The sequence below is a fragment of the Stenotrophomonas sp. AS012628 genome, assembly GCF_010608305.1.
Classification (GTDB): domain Bacteria; phylum Pseudomonadota; class Gammaproteobacteria; order Xanthomonadales; family Xanthomonadaceae; genus Stenotrophomonas; species Stenotrophomonas geniculata.
In genome coordinates, this window is record NZ_VMBJ01000003.1 from 113,012 (window position 1) to 133,513 (window position 20,502).

Consider the following 20,502-nt stretch of genomic DNA (forward strand, 5'->3'; position numbering starts at 1 on the left):
AGCCTGCGCTCGGTTCGACAACGTCACCGCAAGGGGTCCACCACCACCGCCGTGCCATAGCACAGCACCTCGGTCAGTCCAGTCATCACATCGGCGGCGTCGTAAAGCAAGCTCATGCTGATGATTGCGCTGCTGTCAGTCGTTCGACGATTGAATATTGACTACAACGATGGCTTATACCCTACGCCAGTGACGTCCGAGTGGTCCACGCATGTCGGCGTACCGGGTGCCTGCTGTGTCTCTTGCGTAGGAGTGACTGAATCACCAGAAGGAAAGAAGCGGCTACTGACGCATTTCGCTCTTCAACTCAGCGAAGAAGCAACGCTACCATTGCGCCACTGCGTGGCGGCGGTCCTTCGTGACCTTATTGAAAGAGGATGTTTCCCGATGTTGCAGGCATGAGGAAATTTGTGAGGATCCAAGGTATCAACGAAAAGACCTTCGCCATCTGCGTGTGCTGCCTAGCTATGGTGGCGGCAACTGCAGACGGTCGGATCTTGCCGTTCTTGTTCATAGGAGCGGTTGTCATTGCGATAGCCAGGCATGCCGACGTCAGGCGCGAGCGGATTCGGGAAGAGCACGAGTCGAAATGATCACTTTGCAAGGTTGCCGCTTGAGTTGCAGCTGCGGCTGATTCCTGCAAGGACGCCAAGTCCGTATTGGTTTCAATGCGGCAGTTGATGGACCAGAGCAATCGTCATGACCCTTCTCGACGCTTGGCATGGAGTCCACGCGAGTTATGCAGGGCATCTTGACCTGAGAACGACTGGTGAGCCGCTCGAACAGCCGCATCGAATCAATCTCGTGCAGCGCTTGCTACATGCCCGAATCGCTCCAACGCATATCACTGCTGCAGCAGGTGGATGCGCAGCATCGTCTCCATCGCATACGACGACCGACCCACGCGACCCGAACGCGGGTAATCTGGCTCGATCCGGACCAGTAGTGCCTTCCATGGCACTACCTAGTCCACCTCGTAAAGGAGAATCTCGCGCCGGGTCTGCTTGCGCTTGCCCAGGCCCTGCGCATCCCCAAGTGTCAGCCGTATGATGTATTCCACTACGCGGCTCAGTAGTGTCCCCCGAAGCGGCAGTCTGTGGCGGGCACTGCTGCACAGTTCGCAGGGAGCTGTTCAGAACATCCTTAGCGCTGGTCAATCATTAGCTGGATCGCGGGGCTTTCGCCCTGCGATCCATTGAGGATCGATATGAAGATTACTGATGGATTTGATGGCCGGCATGGCAAGTTCTACTTTATTTCCCTGGTAGCAATGGCGTCTGCGTCAGCGCTGATGCTGGTGGCGGCGCTTCGGGGTGCTGAGCCTTTGCAGGTTCCTCAGGAGGTTGGAGCTTTTGTTGCCGCATTCTCGCTGATGTGTTCGACGGCAAGTTACCTGTTAATAGGGAAAATTAAGTGCTCGTTCCTGCTGCTTGGGGTTTCGGCTGCCGTGTTTTCGGCCGCTCTATGGTCGTTCGGTGCGCCTTTGTCGTTCGTGCTTCTCTTGGGGCTTCCAGCTCTGCTCTTGTCTTTAATTTCAGTTATTTTTCGGGATAAGGTCGATGTACAGGTCGAGGGGGATGACTAACGTTATTTGTCTATAGATTGGCTTATTCTTAGTCCATTGGTCGCTGATGGCTGAGCGAGATTTGCCGTCCTCATGACCTGCATCTACGGATGCTCTGAACAACTACTTCGGTAGTGCTGTCCGCTTGCCGGCGGCCTGAGAGACAATAGAGGCACACGTTGAGAAGCCATCCATGCAGCTGACATTTGGCGATACGCAGGGTCTGGGCAAGCGCAAGCAGACCCGGCGCGAGATTCTCCTTTACGAGGTGGACTGGGTAGCGCCATGAAAGGCACTACTGGCCCGGATCGAGCCACATTACCCGCGTTCGGGTCGCGTGGGTAAGTCGCCGTATGCGGTGGACACGATGCTGCGCATCCACCTGCTGCAGCAGTGATATGCGTTGGAGCGCTCCGGGCATGTAGTAAGCGCTGCACGAGATCGCTTCGATGCGGCTGTTCGCCCGGGTCAGCGAGCTTGATGCGATCCCGGATGACCAGTTGTTTGTCGGAAGCATTGTCGACAACATCAGCGGCTTCGATAGCGGCTTCGATAGCGGCTTCGATAGCGGCTTCGATGAACAGCGCATTGAGGAAGCTGCTCGAATGGCCGCGGTGCATGATGAGATCGCGGGGATGGCGATGGGTTACCACGGTCATATCGGCGACATGGGCAACTCGCTCTCAGGCGGTCAGAAGCAGCGCGTGATTCTGGCCCGCGCTCTCTACCGCCGGCCACGGATTCTGCTTCTAGATGAGGCCACCAGCCATCTTGATGTCATGCGCGAGCGCTTGGTCAACGAAGCCGTGCAGCGTATGGAGCTGATCAAGGTGATCGTGGCCCATAGGCCGGAGACCATAAACAGCGCCGACCGCGTGCTCGTGATGGAGCAGGGGCGGATCGTCCAGGAGGTGCGGCCCCAGCGTGGGGCGTCGACGGCGCCTGCTTCCGACGCCGAGGAATGCGTCGCGGCATCGGTCTGACTGGCGTCCCACAGGGTATCCAGAAGCGGGCGCGGGTCCGGCGCGCCTGTTTCATCCGGGGCATGTCGCCGCGCTTGGCGCGGTCGCTGGCATGGCGCTACCACCGCACCGGCGCGACAATACCCCCATGACCGACCGTATCCCCCTGTTGCTGCTGCCCGGCCTGCTCAACGATGCTGAACTGTGGCGCGCACAGCTGGCCGACCTGGCCGACATTGCCGATTGCACCGTAGGCGACCAGACCCGCGGCGAGACCCTGCAGGCGGTGGCCGAGGACGTGCTGGCACAGGCACCGGAGCGCTTCGCCCTGGCCGGTTTCTCGCTGGGTGGCTTCGTGGCCCAGCAGATCCTGCGCATCGCCCCGGAGCGCGTATTGCAGCTGGCGCTGATCGATACCTCGATCCACGCCGATTCACCGGAACGTGCCGAACAACGGCGTAGCCAGCGCGCCAGCGTGCGACTGCCTGGCAAGTTCCATGGCTTCGGCGATGTGCTGATGCGCAGCTACATCGACGCCTCACGGCTGGACGACTACGTGCTGGTGCAGCGCGTGCGCGACATGACCGCCCGCCTGGGGGCGGAGGTATTCCTGCGCCAGAGTGCGCTGGAGCGGCGCGACGGCCATGACGTGCTGGCGGGCTACCGCGATCCGCTGCTGATCGTGTGCGGTGCCAACGACCGCATCACGCCGCTGGCGGTGAGCGAGGAAATGCACGACCTGGTGCCGCACTCGCAGCTGGTGGTGGTGCCCGATTGCGGGCACCTGGCCCCGATGGAAAAGCCGGACGAGGTCAGTGCGGCGATGCGTGGGTGGCTGTCTGTGGATTGAAGGGGATCGGTGGCATCGGTGGTTCGTTCCACCCCAGTCTGTTGTAGGCGTGGTAACGAAGCACGCCGATACGTTCGTGCAACATCACCTCGGCCAGCAGCAGGTTGAAGGTCGAGGGAAGCCATCCGGGCGTAGCGCGTAGCCGGTCGCTGGGCAGGCCTTCGGCAATCACGCCGAAATGCTGGAAATAAAGCAGGCTTCGCCTGAGGTGAAGACCCGAGGTCACGATTACCACGCGCGATGGATCGTGGCGGAGCATCGCGCTGCTGTTCCGGGCGTTCTCCCAGGTGTTGGCGCTGGCATCCTCCTGCTCGATGCGATCCATCGGCACACCCAGACGGGCCAGCTCGCGCGCGTAGACGTTGGCCTCGCTGGTCTTACGGTTTCGTGAGGCACCTCCGCTCACGATCACCCTGCAGGTCTCGTGCTTCTGCTGGCAGAGCAGATAGCGCTGCGCCGTAACCAGCAATCGGCTGTACCCCACCAGACCCGGGCTGGAGCCCTCGGCATGGTGCTCGATGCCACCGCCCAGCAGCAGGATCGTTGTCTTCGGCCGATCTGCAGGTGTCGTGAATGCAGCGCTGGCCTGGGCCCGGTCGAGCATCCATTGCGTTATCGGGCCCGTTGCGCTGGACAGGGCCATCAGGGGCAGCATCGACAGGAGTGCCGCGGTGCGGAATCGGCGTGTGGCGATCAGTGCGGCACATGCCAGCAGAAGAAGAAGGGTAAACGCCAGCACAGTGCACCTCAGGAAAGTTTGAATGAATTCCGATGGCGCGGGGCCTTCGTTGTGTGGATGCTGGATGCCATGGATCTGAAGCGACTGTCACCCTCCGCAAGAGCGGGCGTCATTCTCGGCGGCGTATGGCTTGGATTAGGGCTGGGATACGTGTTTTCCGAGCGGTTTCCGGGTTTGTTCGCTCTCATTCATGAGCGGATGCAGTAGCGAATCGGGAAGATGCGTTGTCGCGAATGGCCCTGCACGAAATCGTATTTGGCCGGGAGCGTCATGCACGAACAGGTCGCATGCGACATATGGCGGAGACAGATGCACGCAATCGATCGACGTGGCATGGCGGGAACGCAGGCGGCAGGCGCCGATCGCCCTGAGCTTGGCGAGCATTCAATGCTGAAGGTGATTGCCGCGGTGTCACCATGCGAGCTGCCGTCCTTTGTTGCTGCGTTGGACGAAGCGATAGCACGGTGGAGGGTGGAGTCTGCGAGTACGCCCAGCAGCGATCTGGATGCAGAACTGGCGCGCCTGCACGCGCTCAAGAGCATCACGTCGGCGCTGGGCAGCAGGCTGATCGCCAGCGCGTGCGACGACCTGGGTGAGTGCCTTCGATCGGGCGCGGCGGCAGACCACATACGACGCCGCTCCCAAGCCTTGGCGGTAGCGGCGCAGCGCCTTCTGCAACGTTACATCGTTTCTCACAGGTGAAGGAGTCCGGCCATGCCCCATGCACCCTCTGCTCTGCTCGATCCTGGTCCCGACGCACTGCTTCAGGCGGCCCGCTCACTGGAAATGAAACGACTTGCGCTGTTGCTGTCCTCGCTGCAGGAGCCGCGTGCCAGCCTGTCCAGAGTGGTATTGCAGGTACTGACCGTGCTGTGGTGCTGGCTCTGGATGGATGGACCACAACCCGTGCTGGCCAACGAGGCGGCGAAGGTGCTGCCTGCGTCGATTGCGCTGCTTGTTGCGTCCGTGGCATGGGCCGCATGGGTGAACCTCCATAAGGATCGCGGTGTGGCATGGCGCGACGCGGTGGGCCTGCTCCTCAGCCTGGTGATGGTGACGGTGCAGGTCGATGCAGCCTTCATTCTTCTGATGACGCTCAATGCGACGCTGCCTTTCCTGGTGATCGCGGCGACGGCTGCCTACGGGCGGAGGGCGATCGCGCCAGCCATCGCTGCAACGGCGTTGGGGCTGCTGTGGGCCGCGCCGGAGGGCTATTGGATCTCACGACCTGCCTACCTGGCCTATGCCCTGGCGCTGACGATCCTGCTGCCGGCCGTGGTTGCCTCCATGGTTGCGGCCATGCGCGATATTGCGCTCCGTGCCGTCGCGTCGCGCGAGGCCCAGGGGCGGTTCATCGGAACGATGAGCCATGAGCTGAGGACGCCGTTGAACGCCATCATCAATGGCATCCAGTTGCTGGACATGGACGCCGCGACGCCGGCGCAGCGCAGTTCGTTTGCGATGGTGGCCCGGCAGGCAAGAGCGCTGCGGCATCGCATTGATGATGTCCTCGATGTGGCCAGCATCGAGGGTGGAACGCTGCGGCTTCGTCCTCAACCCTGTTCATTGGCGTCCGCGCTCGATGCGATGCAGGAAAGCTGCGCACCGGCTGCTGCGGAGAAAGGTGTACTGCTGACGGTGGAGGACTGCGATCCCGCAGTGTGGATGCTGGTTGACGCAGGCCGGGTCGAACAGGTGATCAGCAATCTTGTCTGCAACGGGATCAAGTTCAGCCCGGTGGGGGGCGAGACCCGCGTGTCCATTGACGCCTCCCGCATCGGTGAGCAATGGCAGGTGCGGGTGACCGTTTCCGACTCCGGGTGCGGTATCGACGAGAGCGACCAGGAGGCGATCTTCTCCCCCTTCGTCCAGGTGAGCGAGGGCGATGCCCGTTGCGAGCAGGGGGTTGGGCTTGGGCTCTACATCGTGCGACTGATTTCCGATGCCATGGGCGCGACGATCGAGGTGGGCCGCAGCACGTGGGGTGGCGCCTCGTTCCAGTGGTGCTTCACCGCTCCTGCCGTGATCGGCGAGGCAGCATCACCTTCGCTTGAGGCGGTGTTCAAGGCACATGCGGCGTCGGTACGATCCCTGCATTGCCTGCTGTTCGAGGATGTGGAAACCAACCGGCAGGTGGTCGAGCGGCTGATGGAATGTGCAGGTCATCGACTGAGTTGCCGGCACGACGGGCGCGATGCGCAGGCTGCGGTGGCGTCGCTTGCGCCGGACGTGGTGCTGCTGGACCTTCATATGCCGGGTTGCAGCGGTTGGGACGTGCTTGAAGCGGTCGGCTCCAGAACGGACGGTCCGCCCATCCTGGTGATGAGCGCGGACACGCGTCTGCAGGTCATCGAGAGGGCGCGTTCAATGGGCGCCGCCGGCTTCCTGTGCAAACCGTTGGATGTGCACGAGGTGCTGCGGATGCTGCACGAGGTGGCGCCCCGGGGATCCAGTCTGTAGAGCCGAGCCATGCTCAGCTCCAGGGAGACGGCAGCCGAGCGTGGGCTCGGCTCTACAACAACGGGGCCTCAATCCCAGGCCGGCGCAATGCCTTCCGGGTTGGCCAGGCGGTGCCCACGATCCAGCTTGGCGATCTGCGCCATGTCTTCGTCGGTGAGGCGGATCGCGGCCGCTTCCAGGTTGCCCGACAGGTTCCCGCGCTTGGTCGAAGACGGAATGACCGAGTAACCCTGCTGCAGTGCCCAGGCCAGTGCGATCTGCGCGGGCGTGGCCTGGTGACGGCCGGCAATGGCCTGGATCACCGGGTCCTTGATCACCTCGCCATAGGCCAGGCTCATGTAGGCGGTAATGTGGATGCCGTTGTCCTGCAGGAACGTCACCAGCAGGCGGTTCTGCAGGTACGGATGGATCTCGATCTGGTTGGTGGTGATCGCATCGGCGCCGAGGATCTCGATCGCCTTGCGGGTCTGTGCGATGGTGAAGTTGGAGATGCCGATCGCCTTCGTCAGGCCCTGTGCCTTGGCCTCGGCCAGTGCGGTCAGGTACTCCTCCATCGGCACGTCGACCTTGTCGTTCGGCGACGGCCAGTGGATCAGTGCCAGGTCGACATGGTCGGTGCGCAGCTTCTCCAGGCTGGTGCGCAGGCTGGCCAGCAGCGCTTCGCGCTTGAACTCGGTGATCCAGACCTTGGTGGTCAGGTAGATCTCATCGCGCGGCACACCGGAGTCGGCAATGGCCTGGCCGACCTCGGCTTCATTGCCGTAGATCTGTGCGGTATCGATGGCGCGGTAGCCGACATCCAGCGCGTTGCGCACGGAGTCGATCACGGTCTGGTCTTTGAGGCGGAAGGTGCCGAGACCGAAGGCGGGGACAGTCATGGGGAGCTCCAGCAGAGGGGAGGGATGCGAATATCCGGCAAAGGGTAGGCCAGTGGCCGCATACGTGCCGGCAACGGTGCATTGCACCACCGTACCGGCAGGGTGCCGGCACGGCATGACCTGTCTCAATGCGCGGCCACGGCGATGCCATCGGCGCGATCATCGATGCCATCACGACGGTCCAGGCGGCCGCTGAGCACGGTCAGCGCATACGCGCCCACCACCACCAGCGCGCCCAGCCACGGCGTGTGCATCAGGCCGATGTTCTCCACCACCAGGCCGCCGAGCGAGGCGCCCAGCGCGATGCCGATGTTGAAGGCGGCGATGTTCAGGCCCGAGGCCACGTCGGTGGCCTGCGGTGCATAGCGCTGCGCCTGCTTGACCACATAGACCTGCAGGCCGGGCACGTTGCCGAAGGCCACGGCGCCCAGCGCCAGCACGGTCAGCAGCATCAGCCAGGCGTTCCAGGCGGTGAAGGTGAGCGCGAACAGCACGATGGCCAGCAGCGCGAAGATGCGCTTCAGCGCGGGCACCGGGCCCATGCGGTCGGCCATGCGCCCGCCCCACAGGTTGCCGATCGCCACCGACACGCCGTACACCAGCAGCACCAGGCTGACCGCATTGGCCGAGAAACCGGTGACGTCCTGCAGGATCGGCGCCAGGTAGGTGAAGGCCAGGAAGGTCCCGCCATAACCCAGCGTGGTCATCGCATAGACGAGCAGCAGGCGCGGCTGTGCCAGCACCGCCATCTGCTGGCGGAAGCTGGACGGGGCGCTCTGCGGTACGCTGCGCGGCACGAACAGCAGCGCGCCCAGCAGTGCGATCACGCCGAGCCCGGCCACCGCCAGGAAGGTGGCGCGCCAGCCCAGGTGCTGGCCGATGAAGGTGCCCAGCGGCACGCCGGTCACCAGTGCCACGGTCAGGCCGGTGAACATGATGGCGATGGCACTGGCGGCCTTCTCCTTCGGCACCACCGCGGTGGCGATGATCGAACCGATCGAGAAGAACACGCCGTGGGCCAGGCCGGTGAGGATGCGCGCGGCGATCAGCGACGTGTAGCCCGGCGCCAGGAAGGCGATGACGTTGCCGAGGGTGAACAGCACCATCAGGGCTACCAGCAGCGACTTGCGCGGCACGCGGCCGGTGAGCGCGGTCAGCACCGGCGCACCGATGGCCACCCCGAGGGCATACAGCGAGACCAGCAGGCCTGCGGAGGGCAGGCTGACCTGCAGATCGGCGGCAATGGTGGGAATCAGGCCGACGATGACGAACTCGGTGGTGCCGATGGCGAAGGCACCGAGGGTCAACGCCAGCAGGGCGAGGGGAATGCCACGGATCATGGCCGGCTCCGGAGGGAAGGAAGGCGCGCAGTGTGCGCGGTGCACCTTTGCCGAAAAACCAGTCTTCACGCCAATCACTATTGCCGCTCAGTCAATAATGGCGGGATGAAGACCACTCTCGATGAAATGCAGGCCTTCCTCGCGGTGATCGACAGCGGGTCGATCAGTGCCGCTGCCGAGCAGCTGGGGCAGACGCCCTCGGGCGTGAGCCGTGCGCTGGGGCGGCTGGAGGACAAGCTGGGGATCACCCTGCTGACCCGCACCACCCGCCGCCTGCACCTGACTGCCGAGGGCGAGGCGTTCCTGCGCCATGCCCGGGCGATCATCGATGCGGTGGAATCGGCCGAGGAACAGATGGCGGCACGCCGCGAGCGCCCGGCAGGGCGCCTGCGCGTGGATGCGGCGATGCCGTTCGTGCTGCACGTGATCGCGCCGCTGGTGAGCGGCTATCGTGCGCGCTACCCGGAAGTGCAGCTGGAGTTGAACAGCTCCGACCGCTACATCGACCTGCTGGAGCGGCGCACCGATCTGGCGATCCGGATCGGGCCACTGGCCGACTCCACATTGCATGCGCGGCCGCTGGGGCGGTGCCAGCTGCGGCTGGTGGCAAGCCCGGCCTACCTGGCTGCACACGGCGAACCGGCCAGCGTCGCCGCACTGGGCCAGCACACACTGCTCAGCTTCAACGAGCCGGAGTCACTCAACCGCTGGCCGTTGCCCGGAGAGTCGGATGGGCTGCTGCTGGTGCGGCCGGACATCGCCGTGTCCAGTGGCGAGACACTGCGCCGTCTGGCGGTGGAAGGTGTCGGCATCACCTGCCTGTCCGACTTCGTCACCGATAGCGACCGCGCTGCTGGCACCCTGGTGCCGGTGCTGGCGGCGCAGACGCTGGATGTGTACCAGCCGATCCACGCGGTGTACTACCGCAACACGGCGGTGTCGGCGCGGATCAGCTCGTTCCTGGATTACCTGGGTGAAGCAATGGCGCAGAGCGGTTACCTGCGCTGATCGGATTCGGGTGGGTGCGGACCGTTGGTCCGCACTGCACCTGCCATCGCCCGACCAACGGTCGGGCGCTACCCATCTGACGCTGGCCGGCAACCGGACCAATCAGGCCGCGCGCGCCAACCCGCCCTTCGCATCCGCCGTGGTCGACAGATCGAACACATCCACCGCCTCGATCAACCGGTTCGCCTGCTGTTCCAGGCTGCGTGCCGCGGCGCTGGCTTCCTCCACCAGCGCAGCGTTCTGCTGGGTGGTGCCGTCCATCTGGATCACGGTCTGGCTGACCTGCTCGATGCCCGCGCTCTGTTCCTGCGAGGCGGCGGAAATCTCGGCCATGATGTCGGTCACGCGCTGCACCGAGGCCACGATCTCGGCCATGGTGTCGCCTGCCTCGCGCACGCGCTGTGCGCCATGGCCAACCTGTTCCACCGAGGCTTCGATCAGTGACTTGATCTCCTTCGCGGCCGCCGCCGAACGCTGCGCCAGCGTGCGGACCTCGCTGGCAACCACCGCGAAGCCACGGCCCTGCTCGCCGGCACGCGCGGCTTCCACCGCAGCGTTCAATGCCAGGATGTTGGTCTGGAAGGCGATGCCATCGATCACGCTGATGATCTCGGCGATCTGCCGTGACGAGGTTTCGATCGCGCCCATCGTCGTCACCACCTGGCCGACCACGCTGCCACCCTGCGAGGCGACCGCGTGCGCGCCGATCGCGAGCTGGTTGGCCTGGCGCGCATGTTCGGCGTTCTGGCGCACGGTGGAGGTCAGTTCCTCCATCGAGGCAGCGGTTTCTTCCAGGTTGGCGGCCTGCTGTTCGGTGCGGCGCGACAGGTCATTGTTGCCGGCGGCGATCTCTGCGGCGGCGGTGTGGATGTTGCCGGAGGCGTGCTTGATGTCGGTGACGATGGTCGCCAGCTGCGCGGCGGTGGTATTGGCGTCGCCGGCGATGCGCGCGAATACACCCTGGAAATCACCGTGCATGCGCGCGCCGAGACGGCCATCGGCAATCGCGCGCAGCATGCTGGAAACCTCGCCCAGGTTCAGTTCGGTGGTCTGCATCAGGCGGTTCAGGCCGTCGACCATCGCGCGGAAATCATGTTCGAAGCGTGCGCTGTCGCCGCGCTGGCTGAAGTCACCGGCGGCAGCGGCTTCGGCCAGGCGGCGGATCTCGCCGTTGATCACGCCGAGATTGGCCTTGGCGGTATCCAATGCATTGGTGATCACGGCCTTTTCGCCGGGCAGGCGTTCCATGTCCTGGCTGAGGTCACCGACGGCGTAGCGGCCCATGATCGCAATCGCGCGCATCTTCACCTGGATGTGTGCATCCACCAGCGTGTTGCTGTCGGCCACCATGGTGCCGAAGGCGCCGGGGAAGGCGCTGGCGTCCATGCGGTGGCTGATGGTGCCGGCCTCATGCGCCTGCGCCATCGTGGCCTGTGCATCCAGCACGCCGCGCAGCGTGGACTGCACCGCCTGCATGGCCTGCGCGAGGCGGCCGATCTCGTCGCGGCTGCGCACCTGCACCACGTGTTGCAGGTCGCCGGCAGCCACTGCACGTGCAGCGGCTTCCACCGCCAGTACCGGCTGCACCACGGCACGCCGCAGCCACCACGCCAGGCCCATCAGCAACAGCACGGCGGCCAGCACGGTCAACGCCGCGCACACCAACAACGTCTGCCGCGCCTGCTGGGAACGCGCGGCCACCGCCGCTTCTGCCACCTGTGTGGCGTGCGCGCTCAACGTATCCAGTGCGCTCGCCACCGGGCGATCCTTGCCGTGCACGAGGTTGTCGCCGGCAGCGGGATCGTAGCCGGCCTCCGCAAATGCCTGCAGGGCGGCGTGATAGTCCTTCTGCAGCTGCGCATGCAGGCCGATGAAGGCCTGTGCCAGATCACGCGTGCGCGCGTCCGGGCTGGTCACCAGGCCCTTGGCCAGCTGCTCGACCAGTCGGCCCTCGCTGTCGAAGGCATCCAGATGGCGCTGGCGCAGCGCATCGTCGCGGCCGCGCAGCAATACGTTCTTCCATTCCTGCACCTGGCCGCGGAACTCGCGTTGCAGGCGTTCTGCATCGCGGCTGTGCGCGACTTCGGGTGGAACTTCGGTGGACAGCTTCAACCAAGCGGAGGCCAGGCCCGCCAGTGCGCACAGCAGGACCACGGCCAGACCAACAGAAACCGCGCCGAGCAGCTTGGACTGCAGGCGCGGAGCACGGACAGACGCTTTCATGGAAGGGACTCTCGGGAAGGGGCAATGCGGTATCGACCCGTGCCCTGCACGTCTGAAGTGCGACAACGATCACATTCGCGTTCCGTTTAGCGATGTGAAGGAGATGTTTCATAGGACAAATGTGTCCATATGGAACGAATACGGACTCTCGACAGATGGTTTAAATGTAACTATTGTTGTTACATGAAATCAGCAAGCCCGCTTTCCGATGCCCTGCACGTGATGGCACATCTGGTGGGCCACGCTGCCCCGCGTACGTCCGAGCAGCTGGCGTCGTGCCTGCCGACGCATCCGGTGGTGATCCGTCGCCTGCTGGCACAGCTGCACAAGGCCGGCCTGGTGCGCAGCACGCGCGGCCACGGCGGTGGCAGCCTGCTGGCACGCGATGCCGCGGCGATCACCCTGCATGACATCTATCTGGCCGTGGGCGCACCACCGCTGGTGCAGGTCGGCGCCCGCGATTCCGGCGGCGGCTGCCCGATCCAGCAGCTGGTCAACAGCGCCCTGCTCGAAGGGGCGCGCGAAGCACAGCGCCTTCTCGAACAGCGGCTGCAGGCGACCACGCTGGACCAGCTCGGCGCCGACTTCGCCCGCCATCTCGCCCATCACCGTTCCCTGGAAGGTCATCATGAATCCTGATGTGCTCATCGTCGGCGGCAGCTATGCCGGCATTGCCGCCGGCCTGATCCTGGCCCGCGCCCGTCGCCCGGTCACCGTCATCGATGCCGGTTCACCGCGCAACCGTTTCGCCGGCCATTCGCACGGCGTGCTGGGGCTGGATGGCATCAGCGGCGCCGAGCTGCTGAAGACCGCGCGACAGCAGCTGCTGGACTACCCCACAGTGCGTTGGGTGCATGCCGAAGCCATGCAGGCCAGCGCCCGCGCCGAAGGTGTGGAAGTGCATACCGCCGATGGCCAGGTCCTGGCCGCGCGCAAGCTGCTGCTGGCCAGCGGTATCGCCGACCAGTTGCCGGCGTTGCCGGGCCTGGCCGAGCGCTGGGGCAGCACCGTGCTGCATTGTCCCTACTGCCATGGCTACGAAGTGGGTGGTGGCGCAATCGGTCTGCTTGGTGGGCACCCGATGTCCGCCAGCAAGGCGCCGCTGTTCGCCGATTGGGGAAATGTCACCTTCTTCAGCCAGGGCCTGCCGATCACCGATGAGGAGCGGGCCGCCATGCAGCAGCGCGGCGTGCAGATCGAGACCGCGCCGGTGGTGGGCGTGCAGGGCGACCAGCCGACCTGGCTGGAAGTGGAGTTGGCTGATGGCCGCCGCATCGCGCAACGCGCGCTGTTCGTGCCGGCCACGCAGACGATGGCGACGCCGCTGGTGCAGCAGCTGGGCTGCACCCTGTTGGAAAGCCCGCTGGGCGTGCTGATCGAGGTCGATGCGATGAGGCAGACCTCGCTGCCGAACGTGTACGCCGCCGGCGATGCAACCACAGTTGGCAACATCACCCTGGCTGCTGCCGAGGGCGTGCGTGCGGGCATCGGCGTGCACCACGCGCTGGTGACTGAAGACAGCGTGGCGCGCTGAACGTGTTCCGGTGGGTGCCGGCCTTGGCCGGCACCGTTCCATTACCCTTTCACGCACAGCACCTGCCGCAGTGTGTGCACCACGTCCACCAGGTCCAGCTGGGCGGCCATGACATCATCGATCGACTTGTACGCCGCCGGTGACTCGTCCAGCACGCCGCTGTCCTTGCGGCACTCAACGTGTGCGGTGGCCTCGCGGTGCTGGGCCAGCGTGATCTGCTGGCGCGCCGTGCCACGGCTCATCGCCCGGCCGGCACCGTGGCTGCAGCTGTGGAAGCTGTCCGCGTTGCCCTTGCCACGCACGATGTAGCTGCGCGTGCCCATGCTGCCGGGAATGATGCCCAGCTCACCCTCGCGGGCACTGACGGCGCCCTTGCGTGTCACCAGCAGCTCCTGGCCGTGATGCGTTTCCTTCTGCACGTAGTTGTGGTGGCAGTTCACCGCCATCGCCGCCAGCTGGAACTTCGGCAAGCGGTGGCGCATCTCGGCCAGCACGCGCGACATCATCGCCTCGCGGTTCTGCCGCGCGTAGTCCTGCGCCCACGACACCGCTTCAACGTAGTCATCGAACAGCGGCTCGCCTTCCATGAAGAACGCCAGGTCCTTGTCCGGCAGGTGGAAGCCCAGCACGCGCCGTGCCAGCTCCTCGCGCGCCTTCTCGATGAAGTAGGTGCCGATCAGGTTGCCGGTGCCGCGCGAGCCGCTGTGCAGCATCACCCACACCGTATCCGTCTCGTCCAGGCACAGTTCGATGAAGTGGTTGCCGCCGCCCAGCGTACCCAGCTGGCGGTCCAGCTTATCGGTGCGGATCCTGCGGTGCTTGTCCTTGATCTTCTCCAGGCCGTCGGCCAGCCCGGACTGCACCAACCGGGTGTGGATGCTGTCGGGCATGCGGTGATGCTCGCCGCCGCGCCCGTTGCCGACTGGGATGCTGCGCTCGATGCTGTTGCGCAGTTGCCGCAGGTCATCGGGCAGGTCGTTGGCGCGCAGCGTGGTACGCACCGCCGCCATGCCGCAGCCGATGTCGACGCCGACCGCGGCCGGAATGATCGCGCCACGGGTCGGAATCACCGAGCCCACGGTCGCGCCCTTGCCCAGGTGCACGTCCGGCATCACCGCCACCCACGGCCCGACGAACGGGATCGCGGCGATGTTGCGCAGCTGCTCGTGGGCCTGTGCCTCCAGCGGTACACCGTTGACCCAGCCCTTGATCGGCGTGGTGCCCTCGGCGTGCAGCCATTGATAGTTCTGTTGCGTGTCCATTGTCTTGTTGAATGTCCTTGATGGGCCGGCGGCGCGTCCCTGCGCCGCCGCGACCCCCTACCTGATCGTCACCAGCTGCTTCAGCACGCCATCCAGGCCGCCGAACACGGTGAGCTTGTCGATCTTCTCGGTGACCTTCTCCAGCGCCTCCAGCTCCTTCAAGCGCATCAGCACCGGGTTGTCCTCGATCAGCTTTGCGGTGTTGAGCTGCGAACGCGTGGCGTTGGCCTCCTCGCGGCGACGGATCACGCTGGCCTGGGCCTGCTTCTCGGCCAGCACCACGCCGTTGAGGATCTCCTTCATCTCGCCCGGCAGGATCACGTCCTTGATGCCCACGCCGAGCAGCCGCACGCCATGGCCCTCGATCGCCGCCTGCACATGGGCAGCGATCTCGCCGTCCAGTGCCGCCTTGTCGCCCAGCAGCTCGTCCAGGCTGCGTGCGGCGATCGCCTGGCGCAGGCCGAACTGCAGCTGCCGATAGATGAACTCATCGGCATTGCTCAGCGTGCGATGTGCACGCACCGGGTCGACCACCTGCACGGTCGCGGCCAGGTTCACCCGCAGGGTCACCTTGTCGCGGCTGAGCAGTTCCTGGCCGGACACGTCCAGCGAACGCGCACGCAGCTCCACGCGCTCCACCGACACGTTGCCGTTGAAGTTCCAGAACGCGTGCAGGCCGGCGTCCAGCGTCTGGCGCAGCGTGCCATCGATGAACAGCAGGCCGACCGACTCGCTCGGCACGGTGCTGATCACCGCGACACGCGGCAGCACGCCCAGCTGGCCCAGGCGCTGCTGCACGTCCAGCGGGATGCGCGGCTCGTCACCCAGCGCCATCACCCGTACCTGGGTGTCGACCGAACCGCGCCAGTACAGACGGCGGCTGCCCGGCGGCAGCACCTCGTCGATGCGGCCGTTGCGCAGCAACAGGCCGACTTCGCCGGCGCCGACGTTGGCCAGTACGAAGTGCGTGTCCAGCTGTGCGTCCAGCGCTTCGATCAGGCTGTCCTGGTCGCTGCCGGTGTAGGCCGCGCCCTTCGATGCGTTGTGGAGGTCCACGTGCGGCCGGCCGCCGAACGGCGACAGGCGGTGCACGCCCGGCAGCAGGATCTGCTGGAAACGACGGTTGCGATACACCAGGCCGCGCTCGCCGTCGCCGATCACGACCTTGATGGTCCAGAACATGGGAGTCTCTCCTTGTATGGCTCTGGTGGTCCGACCCGATGCGGATGAATCACCATGACCCGGGTCGATCAGGTCGTGGCGAGGCCGCCTGCACACCACGTGCAGGCGGCGGAAGAGGGCGGCCATCGGCGGACGGTCCGCGCGCGGAGCCTTCGGTGCGTCATCACCCTTGCGGCCACCGCTGCCGGCAGACAGCACCGGAGCAGAGTGGGGCAGGTAGTGGTGACAGGCCGAGGCCCGGCGTGCGGTCCGTTGCCTTCCACGTTCCTGCCCGAAGGCAATGACGATGGACGGCGACGATGGCCGCTGGGGCTTGCGCCCCGGGTGTTGCTTCAAGTCATGACGTGACAGGTCATGTGGTTGGAGTGGGAATCGAACCCACGACAGACGGATTACGGATCCGTTGCTCTGACCAAGCTGAGCTATCCAGTTGGGGACCGCGCGGAATCGAACCGCGTACCGGCGAACCGGTGCCTGCCTCCAGCAGGCGATCCAGGCGATGGCATGTCCGCGACCTCCGGCATACGCCACGGCAACGCCGCGCGCACCAGCCCGTGGTTGAAACGGGACCGTTGGTAGTCGAGGGTGCAGGCCACCGACATTATCGCGAGCGATAATGTTTGGGTGCGATGCAGATAATGTCCAGGCGCTGCCATGCACGCGGAGAAAATCCTCCGGTGGGGCGAAAAAACCTGGGTCAGTGAGCGGCGGGTTGCCGCGCGGGGTGCAGTTCTGGCATCGCGGGTCCTTGTGCCGACGCAAACGAAAACGCCCCCGGGACGTGCGTTCCGAGGGCGTCGTCAGGCCTCGGAGATCGGGGTGGCCGATCTCCGCAGGGCGGGTATCAGGCCGTTGTCAGCTGGACTTCCTTGCCGAACGCGCGCGCCAGCCCGTCCATGCGCAGGCATGGCAGCAGTTTGGCGATGGCGACGGAATGCGCGTTCAAGGGAAGTTTCCAGTGGTTGTTGAAACGAGGTGCGCACGATAAACCACGATTTAGTCGTGTGCAACCATTTTGTTCAATTATTTTCTTCGGTGTGTGTGTCATGCCGGCCAGCGGCCGGCACTACCGGGTCTCAGGCTTCCGTGCTGGCGGCGTCGAGTTGCGCGACATCCTGCACACTCAACGACAGGTTCGCTGCGGCCAGCAGGTCGTGCAGCTGCTCGACGCTGGTGGCGCTGACGATCGGTGCGGTGATCGACGGCCGTGCGATCTGCCACGCCAGTGCGATCTGCGCAGCGCTGGCGCCGTGCTTGCTGGCCACGTCATCCAGCGCCTGCAGGATGCGCAGGCCGCGCGGGTTCAGATAGCGCTTCACCACCGTCTCGCCACGCGCTGGGCTCTTGGCTGCATCGGCCGGCGTGCGGTACTTGCCGCTGAGGAAGCCGCTGGCCAGCGCGTAGTAGCCGATCACGCCGATCTGTTCGCGCTGCACCAGCGGTTCCAGTTCCTTTTCGTAGCCGGCGCGGTCATACAGGTTGTACTCCGGCTGCAGGGTTTCGTAACGCGGCAGCTTGTAGTCGGTGGAGACCTTCAGCGCGTCGGCCAGGCGCGTGGCGCTGTAGTTGGAGGCGCCGATCGCACGCACCTTGCCGGCCTCGATCAGGCGGCCGAATGCCGCAAGCGTCGCCTCCAGTGGCGTCGACTCATCGTCCTCGTGCGCCTGGTACAGGTCGATCACGTCGGTCTGCAGGCGGCGCAACGAATCCTCGACCGCCGCATTGATGTTGTCCGGGGTCAGGCCGGGGCGTTCGGCCCACTTGGCCACCTTGGTCGCCAGCACCACCTTGTCGCGCTTGCCGCTGCGCGCGAACCATTTGCCGATCAGCGTCTCCGATTCGCCGCCGACATTGCCGGGCACCCAGGCCGAGTACACATCGGCGGTGTCGACCAGATTGAAACCGGCGTCGACGAAGGCATCGAGCAGGGCGAAGCTGGCCTTCTCATCGGCGCTCCAGCCGAACACGTTGCCACCGAAGGCGAGCGGACGTACATGCAGGCCGGAACGGCCCAGTTCGCGGGTTGCCGTCATGGGCACGGACTCCTTGGGGGAAGTGCTCCAGAATAGAACGCGATGTGTGACCGTGCTGCGGCGACGACCACAAAACAGTGTTCCGCGGCGCGCACGCAGCTAACGTTTTGTGAACACCTGGGACGCTACGGCTGCTAGTCTCGCCGCATCTTCCGCTGGAGTCGTCCCGATGATGCCTGCTTCGTCCCTGCGTGGTTGCCGACTGCTGCTTGCGTCGGCCCTGCTTGCTGCTGTTCCTGCGTTCGCCGCACCGGCCACGGTAGCGCCGGCGAAGATCCAGGTCTCGCCGGCCATCGACGCGGCGGTGAAGGCGCCCACCCGCGATGCCAACAACGTCAAGCGCGATGGCTTCCGTCATCCGGCGCAGACGCTGTCGTTCTTCAGGGTGGCTCCGGAAAAGACCGTCATCGAGATCACCCCCGGCAACGGCTGGTACTCGGAGATCCTGGCGCCGCTGCTGCATGACAAGGGCCGATACGTCGCCGCCGTGGTCGACCCGATGGCCGTGCCCGAAGGCCGCGGCCGTGACTACCAGCAGCGCAGCCGCGACAGCCTGGAAAAGAAGTACGCCGGCGCACCGGCGCAGTTCAGCAAGACTGCCGTGGTCGCCTACGATCCGGCCAAGCCGGTGTTCGGCCCGGCCAATTCAGCCGACGTGGTGCTGACCTTCCGCAACGTGCACAACTGGCGCAAGGCCGGCCAGGCGCAGGGCATGTTCCAGGGCTTCTTCAACGTGCTCAAGCCGGGCGGCGTGCTCGGCGTGGTCGAGCATCGCGCCAAGACCGATGTGGCCGACGACGATGACACCGGCTATGTCGGCCAGCAGCAGGTGATCGCGATGGCCGAGGCGGCTGGTTTCAAGCTGGATGCGCGCAGCGAGGTCAACGCCAACCCGCGCGACACCAAGGACCACCCGAACGGCGTCTGGACGCTGCCGCCGACCAACCAGCACGACAAGGCCGACGATGCGAAGTACCAGGCGATCGGCGAGAGCGATCGCATGACCCTGCGCTTCATCAAGCCGTAAATCGGCAGGGCCGGGCCACGCCCGGCGAGCGCAGCGGCGTGGCAATCGACGCAATGTGCATCCGCCGGGCATGGCCCGGCGCTACCATCCATGGAGTGGACTGTTGAAGAAAGTGTTCTACATCGCCGTGGCCGTGCTGGTGCTGGCGCGGCTGATTGATTTCGTGTTCTACGGTGGCCATGCCTACGACCTGGTGGCGACGGTGGGGTTTGCCGTGCTGTTCGCCGGTGCGCTGCTGGAGGAACGTGCGCGTGCCATGAATCCGCCACCGGTACGCCTGCGGCGCCGGGCCAATGTCATCGCGGCGTGCGGCATCGCACTGGTGTTGGGTTCGTTCCTGCTGGAGTGGAAGGTCTTCGGCTGATCCCGCCGCAGCCTCGGCCAAAGGGGTGCCCGGCGAGCGAGCAGCGCGGCGTGGGACAATGCGCTTTCTGCCGCCCGCCGTGCCCGCAATGCTGATTGCCTTCAACAAGCCCTTCAACGTGCTCTGCCAGTTCACCGACCGCAGCGTGCCGCCGCGGCCGACCCTGGCCGGGTTTGGCCTGCCGCCGCGCGTGTATGCCGCCGGCCGCCTGGACCATGACAGCGAGGGCCTGCTGCTGCTGACCGACAACGGTGCGCTGGCGCACAAGCTGACCGACCCGAAGCACAAGGCCGACAAGACGTACTGGGTGCAGGTGGAAGGCACCCCCAGCGACGAGCAGCTGCAGCGGCTGCGCGACGGCGTTGAGCTGAACGACGGGCCGACCCTGCCGGCGAAGATCGAGCGCCTCGATCCGGCGCCGTCGCTGTGGACACGGGATCCGCCGGTACGTTTCCGCAAGACCGTGCCTGACAGCTGGCTGGCGATCACGATCCGCGAGGGCCGCAACCGCCAGGTGCGGCGGATGACCGCGGCGGTGAACCTGCCGACGCTGCGGCTGGTCCGCGTGTCGATGGGACCCTACCGGCTGGACGACCTGCAGCCGGGCCAGTGGCGGCAGATCGGTTGAAATGAAAAGGCCGGAGCCCTTCCTGCGGAAGGACCCCGGCCCTGGCAGCGGCCGACGATCTCAGGCGTCGCTGCCGATGTCGCTGTGCTCATCCACCACGGTGTCATTGCGGCGGTCACGTGCATTGATGCGCTGCGCCTGCCCATTCACCACGTGGCCATTGGCGGCCTTCTTCTTCTGCTGCTTGCGGTACAGCGCATAGCCGAGCAGGCCCACACCGACCGCAGCTGCGGCCACGGCCACTGCCGGATTGCGGCGCACGAACTTGGTCGCGGCCTTGCCGCCGGTCTTCACTGCGCCGATGGCGGCGCCGGTCTTGATCCAGTCCGCATTGCGCAGGCTGCCACCGGCGCTCTTCAGGCCATCGCCGGCGGTGTGGGCCAGCTCCAGGGCGCGCTCCAGAGCGCGGTCGGTGATTACGGTCAGCTTGCTCATGCGGGGGGTCCTT

At 65.4% G+C, this 20,502-nt stretch carries 18 protein-coding genes, 1 tRNA gene and 3 pseudogenes; 11 read left to right on the plus strand and 11 right to left on the minus strand.

Annotation, left to right across the window (positions count from 1 at the left end; all coding sequences use genetic code 11):
• Nucleotides 1–23: 23 nt before the first annotated feature.
• Both G5A07_RS02845 and G5A07_RS02850 read right to left on the minus strand, forming a co-directional pair.
• Nucleotides 24–134 (minus strand): annotated as a pseudogene (locus G5A07_RS02845) (YbjQ family protein); the annotation flags it as partial.
• A 685-nt stretch (nucleotides 135–819) separates the two neighbouring features.
• Nucleotides 820–1,048 (minus strand): annotated as a pseudogene (locus G5A07_RS02850) (IS5/IS1182 family transposase); the annotation flags it as partial.
• A 159-nt stretch (nucleotides 1,049–1,207) separates the two neighbouring features.
• Here G5A07_RS02850 and G5A07_RS02855 point away from each other — a divergent pair.
• The 3 genes and pseudogenes from G5A07_RS02855 (at nucleotide 1,208) to G5A07_RS02865 (ending at nucleotide 3,376) form a co-directional block, all read left to right on the plus strand.
• Entirely contained in the window at nucleotides 1,208–1,585 is a 378-nt protein-coding gene (locus G5A07_RS02855; protein WP_071305585.1) for a hypothetical protein, read from the plus strand.
• Between the two features lie 172 nt (nucleotides 1,586–1,757).
• A pseudogene (locus tag G5A07_RS02860) lies at nucleotides 1,758–2,547 on the plus strand (ATP-binding cassette domain-containing protein).
• A 127-nt stretch (nucleotides 2,548–2,674) separates the two neighbouring features.
• On the plus strand, nucleotides 2,675–3,376 hold the full coding sequence (locus G5A07_RS02865) for an alpha/beta hydrolase (protein WP_071305583.1): 702 nt from the start codon (nucleotides 2,675–2,677) through the stop codon (nucleotides 3,374–3,376).
• Here the strand turns inward: G5A07_RS02865 and G5A07_RS02870 are convergent.
• Complete coding sequence (locus G5A07_RS02870) at nucleotides 3,339–4,115, minus strand: YdcF family protein (protein WP_191862654.1); 777 nt, start codon at nucleotides 4,113–4,115, stop codon at nucleotides 3,339–3,341. The two genes, G5A07_RS02865 and G5A07_RS02870, sit on opposite strands and share 38 nt — an antisense overlap.
• 309 nt (nucleotides 4,116–4,424) lie before the next feature.
• On the opposite strand from G5A07_RS02870, the gene G5A07_RS02875 reads away from it, so the two are divergent.
• Both G5A07_RS02875 and G5A07_RS02880 read left to right on the plus strand, forming a co-directional pair.
• Nucleotides 4,425–4,817 carry a hypothetical protein gene (locus G5A07_RS02875; protein ID WP_138984340.1) on the plus strand — a complete coding sequence of 131 codons (393 nt, stop codon included), beginning with the start codon at nucleotides 4,425–4,427 and terminating at the stop codon, nucleotides 4,815–4,817.
• Between the two features lie 12 nt (nucleotides 4,818–4,829).
• A complete protein-coding gene (locus G5A07_RS02880; protein ID WP_191862657.1) occupies nucleotides 4,830–6,575 on the plus strand; it encodes an ATP-binding protein in 1,746 nt (581 codons plus the stop codon).
• A gap of 68 nt (nucleotides 6,576–6,643) precedes the next feature.
• Here G5A07_RS02880 and dkgB read toward each other — a convergent pair whose 3' ends face one another.
• Nucleotides 6,644–7,453 carry a 2,5-didehydrogluconate reductase DkgB gene (gene dkgB / locus G5A07_RS02885; protein WP_191862659.1) on the minus strand — a complete coding sequence of 270 codons (810 nt, stop codon included), beginning with the start codon at nucleotides 7,451–7,453 and terminating at the stop codon, nucleotides 6,644–6,646.
• Between the two features lie 125 nt (nucleotides 7,454–7,578).
• A complete protein-coding gene (locus G5A07_RS02890) occupies nucleotides 7,579–8,793 on the minus strand; it encodes an MFS transporter (RefSeq protein ID WP_191862661.1) in 1,215 nt (404 codons plus the stop codon).
• Nucleotides 8,794–8,898: 105 nt separating this feature from the next.
• Between G5A07_RS02890 and G5A07_RS02895 the strand changes: the two genes are divergently transcribed.
• Nucleotides 8,899–9,801, plus strand: coding sequence for a LysR family transcriptional regulator (locus G5A07_RS02895; protein WP_049454144.1), 903 nt, complete (start codon nucleotides 8,899–8,901; stop codon nucleotides 9,799–9,801).
• A 102-nt stretch (nucleotides 9,802–9,903) separates the two neighbouring features.
• On the opposite strand, the gene G5A07_RS02900 is transcribed toward G5A07_RS02895, so the two are convergent.
• Nucleotides 9,904–12,024, minus strand: coding sequence for a methyl-accepting chemotaxis protein (locus G5A07_RS02900; protein ID WP_191862662.1), 2,121 nt, complete (start codon nucleotides 12,022–12,024; stop codon nucleotides 9,904–9,906).
• Nucleotides 12,025–12,207: 183 nt separating this feature from the next.
• Between G5A07_RS02900 and G5A07_RS02905 the strand changes: the two genes are divergently transcribed.
• The gene (locus tag G5A07_RS02905; RefSeq protein WP_191862664.1) at nucleotides 12,208–12,663 is read left to right on the plus strand and encodes an Rrf2 family transcriptional regulator; all 456 of its coding nucleotides are present in this window, start codon (nucleotides 12,208–12,210) and stop codon (nucleotides 12,661–12,663) included.
• Nucleotides 12,653–13,558 carry an NAD(P)/FAD-dependent oxidoreductase gene (locus G5A07_RS02910; protein WP_109813754.1) on the plus strand — a complete coding sequence of 302 codons (906 nt, stop codon included), beginning with the start codon at nucleotides 12,653–12,655 and terminating at the stop codon, nucleotides 13,556–13,558. Before G5A07_RS02905 ends, G5A07_RS02910 begins: the two co-directional genes overlap by 11 nt.
• A gap of 41 nt (nucleotides 13,559–13,599) precedes the next feature.
• Here the strand turns inward: G5A07_RS02910 and G5A07_RS02915 are convergent, their stop codons facing one another.
• The 4 genes from G5A07_RS02915 to G5A07_RS02930 form a co-directional block, all read right to left on the minus strand.
• Nucleotides 13,600–14,820: an RtcB family protein gene (locus tag G5A07_RS02915; protein WP_109813755.1), complete on the minus strand. Its 1,221-nt coding sequence runs from the start codon at nucleotides 14,818–14,820 to the stop codon at nucleotides 13,600–13,602.
• A gap of 57 nt (nucleotides 14,821–14,877) precedes the next feature.
• Nucleotides 14,878–16,002 (minus strand): slipin family protein, encoded by a 1,125-nt coding sequence (locus tag G5A07_RS02920; RefSeq protein WP_071305572.1) that lies wholly within the window; start codon nucleotides 16,000–16,002, stop codon nucleotides 14,878–14,880.
• Nucleotides 16,003–16,359: 357 nt separating this feature from the next.
• Nucleotides 16,360–16,431 (minus strand) — tRNA-Thr (locus G5A07_RS02925).
• 647 nt (nucleotides 16,432–17,078) lie between these two features.
• Nucleotides 17,079–18,035: an aldo/keto reductase gene (locus G5A07_RS02930; protein WP_191862666.1), complete on the minus strand. Its 957-nt coding sequence runs from the start codon at nucleotides 18,033–18,035 to the stop codon at nucleotides 17,079–17,081.
• Between the two features lie 169 nt (nucleotides 18,036–18,204).
• On the opposite strand from G5A07_RS02930, the gene G5A07_RS02935 reads away from it, so the two are divergent.
• The 3 genes from G5A07_RS02935 (at nucleotide 18,205) to G5A07_RS02945 (ending at nucleotide 20,054) form a co-directional block, all read left to right on the plus strand.
• On the plus strand, nucleotides 18,205–19,062 hold the full coding sequence (locus G5A07_RS02935; protein WP_049480099.1) for a class I SAM-dependent methyltransferase: 858 nt from the start codon (nucleotides 18,205–18,207) through the stop codon (nucleotides 19,060–19,062).
• A gap of 112 nt (nucleotides 19,063–19,174) precedes the next feature.
• A complete protein-coding gene (locus G5A07_RS02940; RefSeq protein ID WP_224329425.1) occupies nucleotides 19,175–19,426 on the plus strand; it encodes a hypothetical protein in 252 nt (83 codons plus the stop codon).
• Nucleotides 19,427–19,514: 88 nt separating this feature from the next.
• Nucleotides 19,515–20,054 (plus strand): pseudouridine synthase, encoded by a 540-nt coding sequence (locus tag G5A07_RS02945; protein WP_191862667.1) that lies wholly within the window; start codon nucleotides 19,515–19,517, stop codon nucleotides 20,052–20,054.
• 60 nt (nucleotides 20,055–20,114) lie between these two features.
• Here the strand turns inward: G5A07_RS02945 and G5A07_RS02950 are convergent, their stop codons facing one another.
• Nucleotides 20,115–20,489, minus strand: a complete 375-nt coding sequence (locus G5A07_RS02950; protein ID WP_019336760.1) for a hypothetical protein — start codon at nucleotides 20,487–20,489, stop codon at nucleotides 20,115–20,117.
• Nucleotides 20,490–20,502: the final 13 nt, after the last annotated feature.

Bases quoted from the DNA above. Each gene is read 5' to 3' on its own strand.
- G5A07_RS02855 (WP_071305585.1), top strand. From the start codon at position 1,208: ATGAAGATTACTGATGGATTTGATGGCCGGCATGGCAAGTTCTACTTT.
- G5A07_RS02865 (WP_071305583.1), top strand. From the start codon at position 2,675: ATGACCGACCGTATCCCCCTGTTGCTGCTGCCCGGCCTGCTCAACGAT.
- G5A07_RS02875 (WP_138984340.1), top strand. From the start codon at position 4,425: ATGCACGCAATCGATCGACGTGGCATGGCGGGAACGCAGGCGGCAGGC.
- G5A07_RS02880 (WP_191862657.1), top strand. From the start codon at position 4,830: ATGCCCCATGCACCCTCTGCTCTGCTCGATCCTGGTCCCGACGCACTG.
- dkgB (WP_191862659.1), bottom strand. From the start codon at position 7,453: ATGACTGTCCCCGCCTTCGGTCTCGGCACCTTCCGCCTCAAAGACCAG.
- G5A07_RS02890 (WP_191862661.1), bottom strand. From the start codon at position 8,793: ATGATCCGTGGCATTCCCCTCGCCCTGCTGGCGTTGACCCTCGGTGCC.
- G5A07_RS02895 (WP_049454144.1), top strand. From the start codon at position 8,899: ATGAAGACCACTCTCGATGAAATGCAGGCCTTCCTCGCGGTGATCGAC.
- G5A07_RS02900 (WP_191862662.1), bottom strand. From the start codon at position 12,024: ATGAAAGCGTCTGTCCGTGCTCCGCGCCTGCAGTCCAAGCTGCTCGGC.
- G5A07_RS02905 (WP_191862664.1), top strand. From the start codon at position 12,208: ATGAAATCAGCAAGCCCGCTTTCCGATGCCCTGCACGTGATGGCACAT.
- G5A07_RS02910 (WP_109813754.1), top strand. From the start codon at position 12,653: ATGAATCCTGATGTGCTCATCGTCGGCGGCAGCTATGCCGGCATTGCC.
- G5A07_RS02915 (WP_109813755.1), bottom strand. From the start codon at position 14,820: ATGGACACGCAACAGAACTATCAATGGCTGCACGCCGAGGGCACCACG.
- G5A07_RS02920 (WP_071305572.1), bottom strand. From the start codon at position 16,002: ATGTTCTGGACCATCAAGGTCGTGATCGGCGACGGCGAGCGCGGCCTG.
- G5A07_RS02930 (WP_191862666.1), bottom strand. From the start codon at position 18,035: ATGACGGCAACCCGCGAACTGGGCCGTTCCGGCCTGCATGTACGTCCG.
- G5A07_RS02935 (WP_049480099.1), top strand. From the start codon at position 18,205: ATGATGCCTGCTTCGTCCCTGCGTGGTTGCCGACTGCTGCTTGCGTCG.
- G5A07_RS02945 (WP_191862667.1), top strand. From the start codon at position 19,515: ATGCTGATTGCCTTCAACAAGCCCTTCAACGTGCTCTGCCAGTTCACC.
- G5A07_RS02950 (WP_019336760.1), bottom strand. From the start codon at position 20,489: ATGAGCAAGCTGACCGTAATCACCGACCGCGCTCTGGAGCGCGCCCTG.